The sequence below is a fragment of the Enterobacter sp. AC1 genome (assembly GCF_050434705.1).
GTDB classification, from domain to species: domain Bacteria; phylum Pseudomonadota; class Gammaproteobacteria; order Enterobacterales; family Enterobacteriaceae; genus Enterobacter; species Enterobacter cloacae_L.
The window spans coordinates 980,130-996,231 of record NZ_JBNDIZ010000001.1; the positions used below are offsets into that span (position 1 = coordinate 980,130).

16 protein-coding genes and 1 pseudogene are annotated in these 16,102 nt (G+C 60.4%); 11 read left to right on the forward strand and 6 right to left on the reverse strand.

Annotation, left to right across the window (positions count from 1 at the left end; translation table 11 throughout):
• The first annotated feature begins 5 nt into the window (after positions 1 to 5).
• From hemP to M2433_RS04710, 6 genes are all read left to right on the forward strand, one after another.
• Complete coding sequence (hemP, locus tag M2433_RS04685; protein WP_059312296.1) at positions 6 to 188, forward strand: hemin uptake protein HemP; 183 nt, start codon at positions 6 to 8, stop codon at positions 186 to 188.
• Positions 189 to 261: 73 nt separating this feature from the next.
• Positions 262 to 2,244 carry a TonB-dependent hemoglobin/transferrin/lactoferrin family receptor gene (locus M2433_RS04690; protein ID WP_429053063.1) on the forward strand — a complete coding sequence of 661 codons (1,983 nt, stop codon included), beginning with the start codon at positions 262 to 264 and terminating at the stop codon, positions 2,242 to 2,244.
• 36 nt (positions 2,245 to 2,280) lie between these two features.
• Complete coding sequence (gene chuS / locus M2433_RS04695) at positions 2,281 to 3,309, forward strand: hematinate-forming heme oxygenase ChuS (RefSeq protein WP_429053064.1); 1,029 nt, start codon at positions 2,281 to 2,283, stop codon at positions 3,307 to 3,309.
• Complete coding sequence (locus M2433_RS04700; RefSeq protein WP_429053065.1) at positions 3,306 to 4,127, forward strand: heme/hemin ABC transporter substrate-binding protein; 822 nt, start codon at positions 3,306 to 3,308, stop codon at positions 4,125 to 4,127. Before chuS ends, M2433_RS04700 begins: the two co-directional genes overlap by 4 nt.
• Positions 4,127 to 5,119, forward strand: a complete 993-nt coding sequence (locus tag M2433_RS04705) for an iron ABC transporter permease (protein ID WP_264438901.1) — start codon at positions 4,127 to 4,129, stop codon at positions 5,117 to 5,119. The genes M2433_RS04700 and M2433_RS04705 overlap by 1 nt, the downstream gene beginning before the upstream one ends.
• On the forward strand, positions 5,112 to 5,891 hold the full coding sequence (locus M2433_RS04710) for a heme ABC transporter ATP-binding protein (RefSeq protein WP_429053066.1): 780 nt from the start codon (positions 5,112 to 5,114) through the stop codon (positions 5,889 to 5,891). The genes M2433_RS04705 and M2433_RS04710 overlap by 8 nt, the downstream gene beginning before the upstream one ends.
• Here M2433_RS04710 and M2433_RS04715 read toward each other — a convergent pair.
• Positions 5,858 to 6,781, reverse strand: a pseudogene (locus tag M2433_RS04715) (LysR family transcriptional regulator). The gene M2433_RS04710 and the pseudogene M2433_RS04715 sit on opposite strands and share 34 nt — an antisense overlap.
• A 140-nt stretch (positions 6,782 to 6,921) precedes the next feature.
• Here M2433_RS04715 and M2433_RS04720 point away from each other — a divergent pair.
• Genes M2433_RS04720 through M2433_RS04740 form a run of 5 tightly spaced genes read left to right on the forward strand, consistent with a single transcriptional unit; the run spans position 6,922 to position 11,695 of the window.
• Positions 6,922 to 7,629, forward strand: coding sequence for a CoA transferase subunit A (locus M2433_RS04720; RefSeq protein WP_047348855.1), 708 nt, complete (start codon positions 6,922 to 6,924; stop codon positions 7,627 to 7,629).
• Positions 7,630 to 7,631: 2 nt separating this feature from the next.
• The gene (locus M2433_RS04725) at positions 7,632 to 8,288 is read left to right on the forward strand and encodes a CoA transferase subunit B (RefSeq protein ID WP_429053068.1); all 657 of its coding nucleotides are present in this window, start codon (positions 7,632 to 7,634) and stop codon (positions 8,286 to 8,288) included.
• A 9-nt stretch (positions 8,289 to 8,297) separates the two neighbouring features.
• Complete coding sequence (locus tag M2433_RS04730) at positions 8,298 to 9,479, forward strand: acetyl-CoA C-acetyltransferase (protein ID WP_429053070.1); 1,182 nt, start codon at positions 8,298 to 8,300, stop codon at positions 9,477 to 9,479.
• 43 nt (positions 9,480 to 9,522) lie between these two features.
• Positions 9,523 to 10,914, forward strand: coding sequence for a GntP family permease (locus M2433_RS04735; RefSeq protein WP_429053072.1), 1,392 nt, complete (start codon positions 9,523 to 9,525; stop codon positions 10,912 to 10,914).
• Positions 10,915 to 10,924: 10 nt separating this feature from the next.
• Positions 10,925 to 11,695, forward strand: a complete 771-nt coding sequence (locus M2433_RS04740) for a 3-hydroxybutyrate dehydrogenase (protein WP_429053074.1) — start codon at positions 10,925 to 10,927, stop codon at positions 11,693 to 11,695.
• A 42-nt stretch (positions 11,696 to 11,737) separates the two neighbouring features.
• Here the strand turns inward: M2433_RS04740 and selO are convergent, their stop codons facing one another.
• The 5 genes from selO to M2433_RS04765 all read right to left on the reverse strand — a co-directional run bounded on the left by selO (position 11,738) and on the right by M2433_RS04765 (position 16,096).
• Positions 11,738 to 13,180, reverse strand: a complete 1,443-nt coding sequence (gene selO, locus M2433_RS04745; protein WP_429053076.1) for a protein adenylyltransferase SelO — start codon at positions 13,178 to 13,180, stop codon at positions 11,738 to 11,740.
• Positions 13,181 to 13,241: 61 nt separating this feature from the next.
• Positions 13,242 to 13,958 carry an EAL domain-containing protein gene (locus M2433_RS04750; RefSeq protein ID WP_429053077.1) on the reverse strand — a complete coding sequence of 239 codons (717 nt, stop codon included), beginning with the start codon at positions 13,956 to 13,958 and terminating at the stop codon, positions 13,242 to 13,244.
• 293 nt (positions 13,959 to 14,251) lie between these two features.
• Entirely contained in the window at positions 14,252 to 14,716 is a 465-nt protein-coding gene (locus tag M2433_RS04755) for an NlpC/P60 family protein (RefSeq protein ID WP_028017229.1), read from the reverse strand.
• A gap of 73 nt (positions 14,717 to 14,789) precedes the next feature.
• Positions 14,790 to 15,545 (reverse strand): vitamin B12 ABC transporter ATP-binding protein BtuD, encoded by a 756-nt coding sequence (gene btuD / locus M2433_RS04760; RefSeq protein ID WP_429053079.1) that lies wholly within the window; start codon positions 15,543 to 15,545, stop codon positions 14,790 to 14,792.
• On the reverse strand, positions 15,545 to 16,096 hold the full coding sequence (locus M2433_RS04765; RefSeq protein WP_047348863.1) for a glutathione peroxidase: 552 nt from the start codon (positions 16,094 to 16,096) through the stop codon (positions 15,545 to 15,547). Before M2433_RS04765 ends, btuD begins: the two co-directional genes overlap by 1 nt.
• Positions 16,097 to 16,102 lie beyond the last annotated feature (6 nt).

The following is a 16,102-nucleotide window of genomic DNA, read 5'->3' on the forward strand; positions in this document are numbered from 1 at the left end:
ACATTATGTCACGTACGGATAACAGCGCGGCAACGCCTGCAAAAACACACACAGCGCCAGCCCCCACCGAGCGTCGGATTGACAGCAAAGCCCTGCTCGGCGATGAGGGGCGGGTCATTATCGAGCATGACGGCCAGCGCTATCTTCTGCGCCAGACCCATGCCGGAAAACTGATCCTCACGAAATAAACCAAAAAAATACGCCAGCCACCCAGGTGACCCCCAGGCAGCCAGCGCTTTTCAATTCTTATGGAGAGTTGCTATGCCACACCTGCCTTCCGCGTCTTTACGCCCGTCACTTCTGGCGCTGTCGATCGTCAGCGCCCTGCCGGGCATCGCGTTTGCCGCCACAGACGACATTACCGTGACCGCCACGGGCAACGCCCGCAGCGCCTTTGAAGCCCCCATGATGGTGAGCGTGATTGACGCCAGCGCGCCGGAGAAACAGACCGCCAGCTCGGCGGCCGACCTGCTGCGCAACGTCCCCGGCCTGACGCTGGACGGCACCGGGCGCACCAACGGCCAGGACGTGAACCTGCGCGGCTATGACCGTCGCGGCGTGCTGGTGCTGGTTGACGGCGTGCGCCAGGGAACCGATACCGGCCACCTGAACAGCACCTTCCTCGACCCGGCGCTGATTAAACGTATCGAAGTGGTGCGCGGTCCGTCTGCCCTGCTGTACGGCAGCGGCGCGCTGGGCGGCGTGATTTCGTATGACACCGTCGATGCAAAAGACCTGCTGGATCCGGGTAAAAACAGCGGTTACCGCGTATTTGGTACCGGCGCGACGGGCGATCGAAGCCTTGGCATGGGGGCCAGCGCCTACGGCCGCACCGATACGCTGGACGGTCTGGTCTCCTGGTCCAGCCGGGATCGCGGTGACATCCGCCAGAGCGACGGCGCCTCCGCGCCTAACGACGAATCCATTAATAACATGCTGGCGAAAGGCAGCTGGAAGATTGACCCGGCCCAGACCCTGAGCGGCTCCCTGCGCTACTACAACAACGACGCCCAGGAGCCAAAAAATCCGCAAACCACCGGGGCGGACAGCAGTAACCCGATGACCGATCGCTCCACCATTCAGCGTGACGCGCAGCTGGGCTACACCATCGCCCCGGCCGGAAACGACTGGCTGAACGCCGACGCGAAGGTCTACTGGTCCGAAGCGCGTATTAATGCCCAGAACATCGACGGCAGCGGTGAGTTTCGCAAGCAGACGACCAAAGGCGGCAAAGTGGAAAACCGCACCCGCCTGTTCACCGACACCTTTGCAGCACACCTTCTGACCTACGGCGGGGAATACTACCGTCAGGAACAACGCCCTGGCGGTGCGACCACCGGTTTCCCGGAGGCGAAGATCGACTTCAGCTCAGGCTGGCTGCAGGATGAAATTACCCTGCGCGACCTCCCCGTCACTCTTCTTGGCGGCACGCGCTATGACAACTACCGCGGCAGCAGCAATGGCTACGACGATGTGGATGCCGATAAATGGTCCTCCCGCGCCGGGTTAACCGTCAGCCCGACCGACTGGCTGATGCTGTTTGGCTCTTACGCGCAGGCGTTCCGCGCGCCCACCATGGGCGAGATGTATAACGACGCCAAACACTTCTCCATCGGCAGCTTCTATACCAACTACTGGGTGCCAAACCCGAACCTGCGCCCGGAAACTAACGAAACGCAGGAGTTTGGTTTTGGCCTGCGCTTTGACGATCTGATGCTTGCCAACGATGCGCTGGAGTTTAAAGCCAGCTATTTCGACACCAAAGCCAAAGACTATATCTCCACCACCGTCGATTTTGCGGCGGCGACCACCATGTCCTATAACGTCCCGAACGCCAAAATATGGGGCTGGGATATGATGGCGAAATACTCGGCCGACCTCTTCAACCTCGACCTGGCCTATAACCGCACGCGCGGGAAAGACACCGATACGGGCGAGTACATCTCCAGCATCAACCCGGATACCGTCACCAGCAAGCTGGACGTTCCGGTGGCGCAAAGCGGTTTTTCCGTCGGCTGGATTGGCACCTTTGTCGATCGCTCAACGCATATCAGCAGCAGCTACAGCAAGCAGCCGGGCTACGCGGTCAACGACTTCTACGTCAGCTATAAGGGCCAGGAGAAGCTGAAAGGCGTGACCACCACGCTGGTGCTCGGCAACGCCTTTGACAAAGCGTACTGGTCCCCTCAGGGCATTCCGCAGGACGGCCGTAACGGCAAGATTTTCGTAAGCTATCAGTGGTAACTCCCGTCGGGGCAACTATTCAGAAGGATGAAAACAATGAATCACTACACGCGCTGGCTTGAGCTAAAAGAAGACAATCCCGGTAAGTACGCGCGCGACATCGCCGGCTTAATGAACATCAGCGAAGCAGAGCTGACCTTTGCCCGCGTGGGCCACGACGCGTGGCGACTGCGCGGTGAAATCCGCGAGATCCTGGCCGCGCTGGAAGCGGTGGGAGAAACCAAATGTATCTGCCGCAACGAATACGCCGTGCACGAGCAGGTAGGGAGCTTCACCAACCAGCACCTGAACGGCCACGCCGGGCTGGTGCTGAATCCGCGCGCGCTGGATCTGCGCCTGTTCCTCAACCAGTGGGCAAGCGCGTTTCACATCAGTGAAGCGACCGCCCGCGGCGAGCGGCAGAGCATTCAGTTCTTCGACCACCAGGGCGATGCCCTGCTGAAGGTCTACGCCACGGATAACACCGACGTTTCCGCCTGGGGCGACGTGCTGACCCGCTTTATCTTTGCCGATAATCCACCGCTGGCGCTGAAGGTGGCCGATGTCCCGGCTCACGCAGAAAACGCGGAGGCCGCGCTCGTGGACGCAGAGTGGCGCGCCATGACCGACGTGCATCAGTTCTTCGGCCTGCTGAAGCGCCACAATCTCAGCCGCCAGCAGGCGTTTCGCCTGGTGGGTGACGATCTGGCCTGCCGGGTCGATAACGCCGCGCTGGCGCAGCTGCTGGAAGCGGCCCGCCGGGACGGAAACGAAATCATGGTCTTCGTCGGCAACCGCGGCTGCGTGCAGATCTTCACCGGCGCGGTGGAAAAGCTGGTGCCGATGAAAGGCTGGCTGAATATCTTTAACCCAACCTTTACCCTGCATCTGCTTGAAGGATCCATTGCGGAAACGTGGGTTACGCGCAAGCCGACGGCTGATGGGCACGTCACCAGCCTGGAGCTGTTTGCCGCCGACGGGACGCAAATCGCCCAGCTGTACGGCCAGCGTACCGAAGGCGAGCCGGAGCAGAGCCAGTGGCGCAGCCAGATTGACGCCTTAACGGCGAAAGGGCTGGCCGCATGAAGCGGTGGCTTGCCCTGATCTGCGCCCTGCCCCTGCTGGCGCTTGCAGCGCCGCAGGCGAAAATCGTCACGCTCGGCGGCGACGTCACCGAGATTGTCTACGCCCTCGGCGCGGCGTCTTCGCTGGTGGCGCGCGACAGCACCAGCCAGTGGCCGCCGGCGGCGAACGCGTTGCCGGACGTCGGCTATCTGCGCCAGCTCAATGCGGAAGGGATCTTATCCGTGCGCCCCACGCTGGTGCTGGCCAGCGCCCAGGCGCAGCCGTCTCTGGCGCTAAAGCAGGTTGAGCAAAGCCACGTCAGGGTGATCGCCATTCCCGCCGGAAACGACCTGAGCGTCATTGACGAAAAGGTGCGGATTGTCGCTCAAGCGACGCACCGCGAGGCCGAGGGGGAAGTTCTGCGCAACACGCTGCGTCAGGCGCTGTCGGCGCTTCCCGCATCGCCGCTCAACAAGCGGGTGCTGTTTATTCTCAACCACGGGGGGATGACCGCCATGGCAGCTGGACAGCAGACCGGCGCGGATGCGGCCATCCGTGCGGCGGGCCTGCAGAACGCGATGCAGGGATTCAGCCGCTATCAGCCGCTGTCGCAGGAGGGCACGATCGCCAGCCGGCCCGATCTGGTGGTGATTTCGCAGGACGGGATCAACGCCCTGGGCGGTGAAGCGAATCTGTGGAAGCTGCCCGGCCTGGCGCAAACCCCGGCGGGACGGAACAGGCAGGTGCTGGCGATTGACGATATGGCGCTGCTGGGCTTTAGCGTGCGAACGCCACAGGCCATCCAACAGCTGCGCAGTAAAGCGGAGCAGCTGCCCTGATGTCCCGACGGATTGCCTTATCGTTATGGATGCTGACCGCGATCCTGACCGTCATGACCCTCGCCGCGACCGGGGTTGGGGCATTACGCCTGCCGGCCAGCCTGCTGTGGGACGACAGCGACGAGGCGCTGCGTCAGATCTGGCTGACGATCCGCCTGCCTCGCGTGCTGCTGGCGCTGGCAATTGGCGGTTCACTGGCGCTGGCGGGCTGCGTGATGCAGGGGCTGTTCCGCAACCCGCTGGCGGATCCGGGCCTGCTCGGCATCAGCAGCGGCGCGGCACTTGCCGTCGCGCTGTGGGTGGTGCTTCCGCTCTCGCTGCCTGCGCTGGTGATGCTGTATGCCCCAATGCTGGCGGCGTTTCTCGGCGCGCTGGCCGCCACCCTCGTGATTTTCCTGCTCAGCCGGCAGCGTGACGCTTCCCTGTCGCGCCTGCTGCTGGTCGGCATTGCCATCAACGCCCTGTGCGGCGCGGCCGTCGGCGTGCTGTCATGGCTCAGCAACGATGCCCAGCTTCGCCAGCTTTCGCTCTGGGGAATGGGCAGCCTCGGTCAGGCGCAGTGGTCAACGCTGCTGGCCGTCGCGTCGCTGATGGTGCCCACCGCGCTGGTTATCTGGCGTCTGGCAGGCGCTCTCAATTTGCTGCAGCTGGGCGACGAAGAGGCGCACTACCTCGGCGTGGACGTCGCTACCGTGCAGCGGATCCTTTTACTGTGCAGCGCCCTGCTGGTGGCCGCCGCCGTGGCGGTCAGCGGCGTTATCGGCTTTGTCGGCCTGGTGGTGCCGCACCTGGTACGCATGTGGCTGGGGGCCGACCACCGCGCCGCGATCCCCGGCTCGGTGCTGGCCGGCGCGTTGCTCCTGCTGGTTGCCGATACGCTGGCGCGCAGCCTGGTCGCCCCGGCGGAAATGCCGGTCGGCTTATTGACCAGCCTTCTCGGCGCGCCGGGTTTCCTGTGGCTTATCTTTCGTCGCGGAGGTGCGCATGGCTGAACGCTATGGTGCAGAAAACCTTGTTTTTCGCGCCGGGCAGCGGACGCTGATCGACGACGTGTCGCTGACCTTATCTCAGGGCGAGCTGGTGGCGTTGATTGGCCCCAACGGCGCCGGGAAATCAACGCTGTTGCGGCTGCTTACCGGCTATCTTAAACCGGCGGCAGGACGGTGCAGCCTGGCGGGCACGCCGCTTGCGGCCTGGCAGCCGGATGCGCTCTCCCGCTACCGGGCGGTGATGCGCCAGAACACGCAGCTCGGATTCGACTGGCCGGTTGAGGCGGTCGTCGGTATGGGGCGCGCGCCCTGGACCCGCACGCCTGAAGCATCGGTTATTGAGGAGGTGATGGCCGTTACCGGCTGTTTACCGCTGGCGGGCCGGCGGTTTGCGGCGCTTTCCGGCGGCGAGCAGCAGCGCATCCAGCTCGCCCGCGCGCTGGCTCAGCTCTGGTGCGACGGTGCGCCGCGCGGCTGGCTGTTCCTTGATGAACCCACCTCCGCGCTGGATCTCTACCACCAGCAGCATCTGCTGCGCCTGCTGAAATCCCTGACCCGTCGGGGACATCTGCACGTGTGCGCGGTGCTGCACGACCTCAATCTGGCGGCGCTGTGGGCGGATCGCATCCTGCTGCTGCACGGCGGGAAAATCGTGTCCCAGGGGGAACCGGAAACCGTTTTACAGGCCGATACGCTGGCGCGCTGGTACGGCGCGCAGGTCCACGTCGGCAGGCATCCGGCTCACGCCGCGCCGCAGGTGTTTCTCGCCCCCTGACCGGGTTGGTAAAAATCCTTCAGCGTTTCCAGCAGGACATGGGCCGCTTTAGAGAGCTGCGTGTGCCCCGGGTGGATCACCCCGATACACTTTTCAATGGGCGGGCTGTCCAGCGGAATACAAACCGCCCCCAGCGACGCCATCTGGGTCTCGCACAGCGCCGGCACGGCGCTGCCGCCCAGCCCGCTTGCGACCATTCGCCCAACCGTCACCAGCTGATGGCTCTCCAGCGCGACGTCCAGCCTTCTGCCGCTTCGCGCCAGCTCCTCTTACATCATCAGACGCACCGCCGAGGGGCGCTGCAGGGTAATGAAATCCAGCGTCAGCAGTTCTTCCCATGCCAGGCGCTTCCTGCCCGCAAGCGGGGAATCTTTTGGCACAACGGCAACAAACCTGTCGAGGCCCAGCGGGGTAAACAGCAGGTTGTGCGTTGGCGCAGGCTCAAACGCGATGCCCATCTCCACGCGCCCCTCCCGCACCATCTCGATGACCTGCTCGTTAATGACGTCATGCACGGTGACGTTGATCCCGGCGTGACGGTCGCGAAACGCTTTTAGCACCTCGGGTAAGACATTCGCGGCAAACGACGGCATGGCCGCAACCGAGATTTTGCCGCGCTGCAGGGTAAAGCACTGGTGCATCGCCTCTTCGACATTATCCCAGTCAGCAAGCAACTGCCGCGCCATCGGCAAAAAGGTCTCGCCCTCCTGCGTCAGAGCGACCTTGCGCGTGCTGCGCTGCAGCAGCGGCCCGCCGAGAGCATCCTCCAGCGCTTTTATCGTCAGGCTGAGTGCCGGCTGAGAGAGATTCAGCCGTTCGCTGGCGTGCGCGAAGTTCAGAGTGTGAGCTACCGCTAAAAACGCGCGTAACTGTTTGACACTCATTCTCATTTTTCATCCTGTTAACTAATTGAAAAAATTTAGTTAACAGGAAATTAATAAAAAAACCAAATGAGTGAGTCACAAATTCAAAATTAACAAATGAGTCGCCGCCCCTAATGATACCGGCACGGCTAACGGGAGGGGTAATTATGGCAGGACTGGATAAGCGCGTCGGCAGCTATGCGCAGGCGCTGGATGGGCTGACGGACGGGATGACCTTGCTGGCGGGCGGCTTCGGCCTGTGCGGTATTCCTGAGAATCTGATTGCCGAGGTCAGACGCCGCCAGGTGCAGGGCCTGACGGTGGTATCAAACAACTGCGGCGTGGATGGCTTCGGCCTCGGTATCCTGCTTGAGACCCGGCAGGTCCGTAAGGTGGTGGCCTCTTACGTCGGCGAGAACGCGCTGTTCGAGCAGCAGGTGCTGAGCGGCGAGCTGGAGGTTGAACTCACGCCTCAGGGGACGCTGGCCGAAAAGGTGCGCGCGGGCGGCGCCGGGATCCCCGCCTTTTACACCGCAACCGGCTACGGCACACCCGTGGCCGCGGGCAAAGAGGTGCGCCAGTTTGCGGGTAAACATTACGTCCTCGAAGAGGCCATTACGGGTGATTTTGCGCTCATCAAAGGCTGGAAGGCGGACTGGTACGGCAACGTTATCTACCGACATACCGCGCAAAACTTTAACCCGCTGATGGCAACGGCGGGCCGGATAACGGTTGTGGAGGTGGAAGAGATTGTTCCGCCGGGAGAGCTGCCCCCGTCGGCCATTCATACCCCGGGAATTTACGTCGACAGGCTGATCGTCGGCCAGTTTGAAAAACGCATTGAGCAGCGCACGCTGCGCGCGGAAGGAGTGTGACGATGTTGACCCGTGAACAGATGGCCATGCGCGTCGCCCGGGAGCTGCGCGACGGTTACTACGTCAACCTGGGGATCGGCATCCCAACCCTGGTGGCGAATTATATTCCGCCAGGGATGGACGTGATGCTCCAGTCGGAAAACGGTCTGCTGGGGATGGGCGCGTTTCCCGATGCGCAGAGCCTTGACGCAGACATGATCAATGCCGGTAAACAGACCGTGACCGCCCGGACAGGCGCCGCCATTTTCGACTCGGCCCAGTCGTTTGCCATGATCCGCGGCGGCCATGTCGACCTGACCGTGCTCGGTGCCTTTGAAGTGGACGTCGAGGGCAGCATCGCCTCGTGGATGATCCCCGGGAAAATGGTGAAAGGAATGGGTGGCGCGATGGATCTCGTCGCCGGGGCGCAGAACATCATCGTAGTGATGACCCACGCCTCAAAAAGCGGTGAGTCAAAGCTGCTGCCGCGCTGCACGCTGCCGCTCACGGGCGTGGGCTGTATCCGCCGGGTCTTAACCGACCTGGCGCTGCTCGAGATCGAGGACGGCGCGTTCATCCTGCGGGAATACGCCCCCGGCGTCAGCATCGACGACATCGTGGCGAAAACGGCCGGGAAAATCATTGTGGCGGACGACGTTCGCGAAATGCGCTTCAGCTGAGGGCTCTGCATGAAACAGGTCATGATTGTCGGGGCAACGCGTACCCCTGTCGGCAGTTTTCGCGGATCGCTCGCGCCTCTCTCTGCGGCTGAGCTGGGTGCCGCAGCGGTCCGTCGCCTGCTTGAGAACAGCGGTCTTAGCGCTGAGAAGATAGACGAGGTGATTTTCGGTCAGGTGCTGACGGCGGGATGCGGGCAAAACCCGGCGCGCCAGACCGCCATCGCCGCTGGGTTACCGGTCACCACGCCGGCGACAACGGTCAATCTGGTGTGCGGCGCGGGCTTAAAAGCGGTGCAGCTCGCCGCGCAGGCGATCCGCTGCGGCGACGCCGACGTAGTTATCGCAGGCGGTCAGGAGAGCATGAGCAACGCCCCCTATCTGCTGGACGGGGCACGGTCAGGCTTGCGTTTTGGCCATACGGGCCTGCAGGACAGCATGATCACGGACGGTCTGTGGGACGCGTTCAACGATTACCACATGGGCATCACCGCTGAAAACGTTGCCCGACAGTACGGCATTTCCCGCGAGCAGCAGGATGCCTTCGCCGCCCGATCGCAGCAAAAAGCGGCGTCCGCCCTTGAGTCCGGTCTGTTTGACGCCGAGATAGCGCCGGTGACGGTGAAGCAGGGTAAAAAGCCGCCGCAGGTTGTCAGCAGTGATGAGCAGCCCCGGCCAGGGACCACCGCCGGGAAGCTTGCGCAGCTGCGCCCCGCCTTTTTGCACGAGGAAGGCACGGTCACGGCGGGCAACGCCTCGACGCTCAACGACGGTGCCGCTGCGGTGCTGCTAATGAGCGAGGAACGCGCCCGGGAGAGCGGGCTGCCGATCCTCGGACGCATCGTGAGTTATGCCGTGACGGGCGTTGACCCGTCGGTGATGGGCATCGGTCCGGTCAGCGCCTGCCGTACGGCGCTGGCGCGGGCGGGCTGGACGCTGGATGACGTGGACCTCATTGAAGCCAATGAAGCCTTTGCCGCGCAGGCGCTGGCGGTGGGCCAGCAGCTCGGCTGGGATGAGCGCAAGGTGAATGTCAACGGCGGCGCGATTGCCCTCGGTCATCCGATTGGCGCATCCGGCTGCCGCATCCTCGTGACGCTGCTGCACGAAATGCAGCGCCGGGACGTCAAAAAAGGGCTCGTCACCCTGTGCGTAGGCGGCGGGCAAGGCATCGCCCTGACCGTCGAGCGTTAAACATCTCGTTAGTACCCGAATATAACAAGAGTAAGGAGTCGCAATGAGTGTGTTAATTGCCCTGGGGGCGCTGGCACTGCTGATGCTGGCGGCCTATCGCGGATATAGCGTGATTTTGTTTGCGCCGATTGCGGCGCTCGGTGCCGTGCTGCTGACCGACCCGGGCGCCGTCGGCCCGACGTTTACCGGCCTGTTTATGGAAAAAATGGTGGGCTTCGTCAAGCTCTACTTCCCGGTGTTCCTGCTGGGCGCGGTGTTTGGCAAGCTGATTGAACTCTCCGGTTTCTCACGATCCATCGTCGCCGCGGCGATTCAGATCCTCGGGCGTCGCCACGCGATCCCGGTGATTGTCCTCGTGTGCGCGCTGTTAACCTACGGCGGCGTGTCGCTGTTTGTGGTGGCGTTTGCAGTTTATCCGTTTGCCGCTGAGCTGTTCCGCCAGAGCGGCATCCCTAAAAGGCTGATCCCGGCCACCGTGGCGCTCGGGGCATTCTCGTTTACCATGGACGCCCTGCCCGGCACGCCGCAGATCCAGAACATTATCCCCACCAGCTTCTTCGGCACTAACGCCTGGGCCGCGCCGTGGCTGGGGCTGATCGGCTCGCTGTTTATTATCTGTTTTGGCCTGCTGTGGCTTGAGCGCCAGCGTCGTAAGGCGCTCAATAACAACGAAGATTACGGCACGGATCTGAAAAATGAACCGGAAACGCCGGACAATATTAACCTCCCACACCCGCTGATTGCCATCTCCCCTCTGCTGCTGGTGGGGATCCTCAACCTGCTGTTTACCCGCTGGATCCCAGGCTGGTACGGCTCGCGCCACGAGCTTACCCTGCCCGGACTGGCGAAGCCGATTGTGACCGAGGTCAGCAAGATCACCGCCATCTGGGCGGTGGAAGCGGCGCTGATCTCCGGTATCGTGCTGGTGCTGATTTTTGGCTTTCGCAATATCCGCGGACGCCTGGCAGAAGGCAGCCGCACGGCGGTCAGCGGTGCCATTCTGGCCGCAATGAACACCGCCTCGGAATACGGTTTTGGCGCGGTTATCGCCGCCCTGCCCGGTTTTCTGGTGTTATCCAAAGCGCTGGCGGCGATCCCGAATCCATTACTCAATGAGGCCATCAGCGTGACCGTTCTGGCGGGGATCACCGGCTCGGCGTCCGGCGGGATGAGCATTGCCCTCGCGGCCATGTCCGACACGTTTGTTGCCGCCGCCCACGCGGCCAATATCCCTCTTGAGGTGCTGCACCGCGTGGCCTCCATGGCAAGCGGGGGGATGGATACCCTGCCCCATAACGGCGCGGTGATTACCCTGCTGGCGATCACCGGCCTGAGCCATCGTCAGGCCTACGGCGGCATTTTCGCTATCACAATCATTAAAAGTCTGGCAGTGCTTTTTGTCATTGCCGTGTTCTATCTGACCGGCATTGTGTAAGGAGAAAAAAATGAATCTGAACGGTAAAACCGCACTGGTGACCGGCTCGACGAGCGGTATTGGCCTTGGGATCGCCCGCGTGCTGGCGAAAGCCGGGGCACAGGTGATCCTTAACGGTTTCGGCGACAGCGAATCGGCGCGCGCTGAGATTGCGCAGCTGGGCAAAAAGCCGGGCTATCACGATGCGGATCTGCGCGATGTCATTCAGATTGAAGCCCTGATGCGCTACGCCGATACGCAGTTCGGCGGCGTGGACATCCTGGTCAACAACGCGGGCATACAGTATGTGGCCCCGGTTGATGCGTTTCCGGTAAAGAAGTGGAACGACATTATTGCCATTAACCTTTCAGCGGTATTTCACACCAGCCGGCTGGCGCTGCCTGCCATGCGGGAGAAGAACTGGGGGCGAATCATCAATATCGCCTCGGTTCACGGGCTGGTGGCCTCAAAAGAGAAGTCAGCCTACGTGGCCGCCAAGCATGGCGTGGTGGGCTTTACCAAGTCGCTGGCGCTGGAAACCGCCCGCACCGGTATTACCGCAAATGCGCTCTGCCCCGGCTGGGTACTGACGCCGCTGGTGCAACAGCAAATCGACAAACGCATTGCGGATGGCGCCGCGCCGGATCTGGCGCGCGACCAGCTTCTGGGGGAGAAACAGCCTTCCGGGGAATTTGTCACCCCGGAACAGCTGGGTGAAGTGACGCTGTTTTTGTGCAGCGACAGCGCCGTGAACGTGCGCGGCGCCGCGTGGAATATGGACGGCGGCTGGGTTGCACAGTGACTTATCGGCCGGGTAAGCGAAGCCGCCACCCGGCAAACAGGGTTAGCTTGAGCAGCTGACCTCCAGCCGCTTGCCCCAGTCGGGCGGGCGGCTGACGTAGTCATCATCCCGGTCGGCAAACGGCGTGCGCAGCGCCGCATGCAGGCGGTGCAGCTCGTCGTATTCGCCCTGCTCTGCCTGCGCAATCGCCCGCTGCGCCAGCCAGTTGCGCAATACCATCGCCGGGTTCGTGGCGTTCATCTGCGTCTGGCGGGTCGCGTCATCCACCTGCTCGTGCTGCAGTCGCGTGCGGTACTGAGCAAACCAGTCGTCAAACGCCTGCCTGTCAATAAACTCGTCGCGTAGCGGCGAGGCCGCGCTGTGCTGCTCCGTCTGGCCCAGCATCCGGAAGGTTCGGGTGTAATCGCTGCCCTCACGCGCCATCAGAGCAAACAGGCCGTTGAGGATATCGTTATCGCCTCTCTCCTGCGTCACCAGCCCGAGCTTGTTGCGCATCAGCGTGCCATATTCCCCCAGCAAAATGTCCTGATAGCTGTCGAGGGCATCGTTCAGGGCTTCCACGTCGATAAACGGCGACAAGGTTTGCGCAAGCCGCTGCAGGTTCCACAGGCCGACCGCCGGCTGGTTGTCAAAGCTGTAACGCCCCTGGTAGTCGGAGTGGTTGCAGATGTACCCAGGCTGATAATCATCGAGGAAGCCAAACGGACCGTAGTCAAAGGTCAGCCCGAGGATCGACATATTGTCCGTATTCATGACGCCATGGGCAAAGCCTACCGTTTGCCAGCGGGCAATCAGAGTGGCGGTTCGGGTTACTACATCCCTGAACCAGAGAACGTATTTATCCGCCTCGTCCTGCAAATGCGCCCAGTGGTGACGAATGGCAAAGTCCGCTAGCTGGCGAACCTTGTCCGGCTCGCGGCGATAGTAAAAGTGCTCGAAATGACCGAAGCGCAAATGGCTTTGCGCAATGCGCATCAGCATTGCCCCTTTTTCCATCGTTTCGCGCGCAACCGGCGTATCGCTGGTAACAATCGACAGCGCGCGGGTGGTGGGGATACCCAGCGCATGCATCGCTTCAGATCCCAGGCATTCGCGAATCGTTGAACGCAGTACCGCGCGCCCGTCGCCCATCCGCGAATAGGGGGTAAGACCTGCGCCTTTCAGATGCCAGTCAACCGTCTCCCCGTTGGGAAGCTGCTGTTCGCCGAGCAGGATCCCCCTGCCGTCGCCCAGTTGACCCGCCCAGACGCCAAACTGATGTCCGCTATAGACCTGCGCCAGAGGCTGCATACCGGCAAGCAGCGTTTCGCCTCCCCAGATGCCAGCGCCTGCTGAAGGCTGAAACAGCTCAGGCGGAATAGTCAGTTCATCTGCCAGCCGGTCGTTATGCCAGATAAGGCGTGAATTTTGTAACGGTGTAGGTTTGAGTGCGGTGTAAAAGCCAGGCAACTCGTCATGCCAGTGAGCAGTAAAAGACAGGGTCATAAGTCCTCCTGCTTTTAGTGTAGAGGGTTTACCCGGACTTAAACACGGGCGAAAGCAAGGGTTATCGCTGCTGAACCAACGTAGTGACGTGTTCTGCAGAGACGGCAGGCCAGAGCGCCCCCTGCATTGCGCCAAAATTGAAGGACAGAACGCGCTGCAACAGGCCGTGGTCGTCAATGCCGGAGACGATCACCGACTGGCAGTGCGGCGTGACTTGCCAGAGGATGGCGCGCATAAATGGCTCAAAAGAGAGCTCCGTGGCACGCTGCTGAATGAAACCTTTATCGAGAATGACCCGTTTAAATAATCCGTCATAGACCGCTTTGAGCGACGCAGCGCCTGCGCCAAAGTTTGCCAGAACCAACGGGAAATGGATTGCCATTCTCGCCAGCTGCAGATCGTCTTTTCCGTTATTTAAACCTGGATAGTTCTCATTAACAGTAAACTCAAGAAACGGATAACGCTCAAGGATTGAAACAGCGTTCCCATTACTTAATAAAAACTCAACAATTACGGGTGTAATATTGATCCATGCAATTAACTGATGCTGAATAAAAAACAGTTTGCAGGTATCAAGCAATTGCAGTTTTTCGTTAAACAGTTCTAACTCTTCGGCTGCTGAAAGTCTTGGGATAACAAGCTCAGTGGGGATCCTCACATCGCTGCCGACGCCAGTAAAGTTAACCAGAATTTCTAAACCTTTAAGCTCACCTGCACTATTACGGGCAGGCAGAAGCAGCAGTTCAGACTGGTAAGCATTATCTAGCGTAATAATCATTGCACTCGCCCCGCATTAAAGATGAGAGAGGACATCCTGGAGCAATTGCCGACACAATTCCACTGTCTTGATTTTAATAAGATTAATTTCATTAGTTCCGTATTAATTTTCAGATTTATCCCTGAATCTAAAATAGATCTTATCCTGGTTACAGAATAATAGCCAGTTTTAGATAAAACAGTCACATGCGGGCTTCGCTAATTTAGGTAAATTTAACTTTAATCATCTTATTTGAGAAAAACGGCATGGTTTATTAGTTACCATGCCGTCATAAGAGATGTGTCCGACCAAGACTATATACGTCGTGCCTGCCAGAAATTTTTACGCCAGTAAACATTATCCAGAGAAGAGCGCATCACGCCGCGGCTGGTTGAGGCATGAATAAACTGATTGTCTGTATCATATATCCCCACATGAAGACCACTTTCACCCGATCCGGTTTTAAAGAAAACCAGGTCCCCAGGCAGAAGTTCGTCTTTATCAATTTCAGTGCCGATTTCAGCCTGCTTGCGCGTTTCGCGCGGAAGCTGTAAATCAAACTTGTCGCGAAACGTCATCAGAACAAAGCCCGAGCAATCTACACCGCCCCGGCTCATGCCGCCGTAGCGATAGGGCGTACCGCGCCAGTTGCTCAGCTGATCGTTCAGGCTGGCGATGACGGTGATCGAATCTGAAAGCCGTGGGTTAGGCGGCGGAGCACGATGGCTGCTGCATCCCGCAAGAAAGAGTGCAGCCATCAGGAGAAACCAGAATCGCATTTCAGACGAATCCTCTGCTTTTTTTGTTCTTTTCGTAATTTAGCGTGCAATCGCGCTCGCAGGCAAGAACCGGTTACTCCTGCCCGGTTGAAATCAGCATCTTATGACCTTCTATATCCAGCCTGCGGAACGACATATTGTACGCGCGGGCAAGATTGGGCGGCGTAAGAACCCGATCCCGCGTGCCGCTGGCGATCATCTTTCCACGCGACAGTAGCCACACCCGGTGGGCATGACGCAAGGTATGGTTGAGGTCATGACTGCTCATCACCACCGCGATACCTTTTCGGCTCAGGGCGCTTAACAGCGTATCCAGCGCCGCCTGCTGCGCCACGTCCAGACCGCTCATGGGCTCATCGAGAAGCAGCAGCCGCCCATGAGGGTTACCGGCCGGGTGGATCTGAACGATGACTGCCGCCAGACGCACCCGCTGCCACTCTCCGCCGGAAAGCTGGCTGACGTGCCGGGAGAGTTTATCTTCCAGCCCCAGGGCCGCAGCCACGTCCGTCAGCAGTGCCGTATGGTGTTTGTCGTGCAAATGCAGCATCAGATAGTGCCAGACAGGCATCGCAAAGGGAGGCACCTGCTGCTGCACGAGGTAACTGCGCCGGTGCGCCAGCGAGACCGGCGACCAGTCGGCAAGGGTATGCTCCAGCAACGTTATCTGCCCTGCTCCGCCGGTCAGACCAGCCATCCGCGCCAGCAGCGTGCTCTTCCCTGCGCCGTTCGGCCCGACAAGATGCAGGATTTCTCCCGCATTGAGGGTACCGGTTATCGGCTCCAGACGTCCCTTCTCGGCAACGTCCGTGAGCTGCATCAGCAACGACATTATTTCGCCAGCGCCAGCTTGATTGATTCCATGACAATCGGATCTTCAGGCGTCATATCCGGTGAAAAACGCTGAACGACCTGGCCATCCCGGCCAATCAGGAATTTTTCGAAGTTCCACAGAATGTCGTCCGGATAGAGCGGCGCGCGGCCTTTGCTTGCCATGCGTTCATAAAAACCGCTTCCTTCCGGCGCAACGGCTTTCGGGGCGGCAGCGATGAGCTTCGCATACAGCGGATGGCGATCGTCACCGTTGACATCAATTTTGCTGAACAGCGGGAACGTGACGCCGTAGGTGGTGCTACAGAACGTTTTGATCTCCTCTTCGCTGCCCGGCTCCTGGCCCAGGAACTGGTTGCACGGGAAACCCAGTACGGTGAAACCGTCTTTCTCCCAGGCCTTCTGAATGTTTTCCAGCTGTTCGTACTGCGGCGTCAGGCCACATTTAGATGCCACGTTGACGATAAGCAACACGTTGCCTTTGTAGCCTTCAAGCGTGGTGTTATCGCCATCAATGGTGGTCACTTTCGTATTCAGGATATCTGACTGCATAGTATT

Excerpts from the sequence above, each read along its gene's own strand:
- M2433_RS04700 (WP_429053065.1), top strand. The coding sequence starts at position 3,306 with ATGAAGCGGTGGCTTGCCCTGATCTGCGCCCTGCCCCTGCTGGCGCTT.
- M2433_RS04735 (WP_429053072.1), top strand. The coding sequence starts at position 9,523 with ATGAGTGTGTTAATTGCCCTGGGGGCGCTGGCACTGCTGATGCTGGCG.
- M2433_RS04710 (WP_429053066.1), top strand. The coding sequence starts at position 5,112 with ATGGCTGAACGCTATGGTGCAGAAAACCTTGTTTTTCGCGCCGGGCAG.
- M2433_RS04750 (WP_429053077.1), bottom strand. The coding sequence starts at position 13,958 with ATGATTATTACGCTAGATAATGCTTACCAGTCTGAACTGCTGCTTCTG.
- hemP (WP_059312296.1), top strand. The coding sequence starts at position 6 with ATGTCACGTACGGATAACAGCGCGGCAACGCCTGCAAAAACACACACA.
- M2433_RS04705 (WP_264438901.1), top strand. The coding sequence starts at position 4,127 with ATGTCCCGACGGATTGCCTTATCGTTATGGATGCTGACCGCGATCCTG.
- M2433_RS04720 (WP_047348855.1), top strand. The coding sequence starts at position 6,922 with ATGGCAGGACTGGATAAGCGCGTCGGCAGCTATGCGCAGGCGCTGGAT.
- M2433_RS04690 (WP_429053063.1), top strand. The coding sequence starts at position 262 with ATGCCACACCTGCCTTCCGCGTCTTTACGCCCGTCACTTCTGGCGCTG.
- chuS (WP_429053064.1), top strand. The coding sequence starts at position 2,281 with ATGAATCACTACACGCGCTGGCTTGAGCTAAAAGAAGACAATCCCGGT.
- M2433_RS04725 (WP_429053068.1), top strand. The coding sequence starts at position 7,632 with ATGTTGACCCGTGAACAGATGGCCATGCGCGTCGCCCGGGAGCTGCGC.
- M2433_RS04740 (WP_429053074.1), top strand. The coding sequence starts at position 10,925 with ATGAATCTGAACGGTAAAACCGCACTGGTGACCGGCTCGACGAGCGGT.
- M2433_RS04755 (WP_028017229.1), bottom strand. The coding sequence starts at position 14,716 with ATGCGATTCTGGTTTCTCCTGATGGCTGCACTCTTTCTTGCGGGATGC.
- M2433_RS04730 (WP_429053070.1), top strand. The coding sequence starts at position 8,298 with ATGAAACAGGTCATGATTGTCGGGGCAACGCGTACCCCTGTCGGCAGT.
- btuD (WP_429053079.1), bottom strand. The coding sequence starts at position 15,545 with ATGTCGTTGCTGATGCAGCTCACGGACGTTGCCGAGAAGGGACGTCTG.
- selO (WP_429053076.1), bottom strand. The coding sequence starts at position 13,180 with ATGACCCTGTCTTTTACTGCTCACTGGCATGACGAGTTGCCTGGCTTT.
- M2433_RS04765 (WP_047348863.1), bottom strand. The coding sequence starts at position 16,096 with ATGCAGTCAGATATCCTGAATACGAAAGTGACCACCATTGATGGCGAT.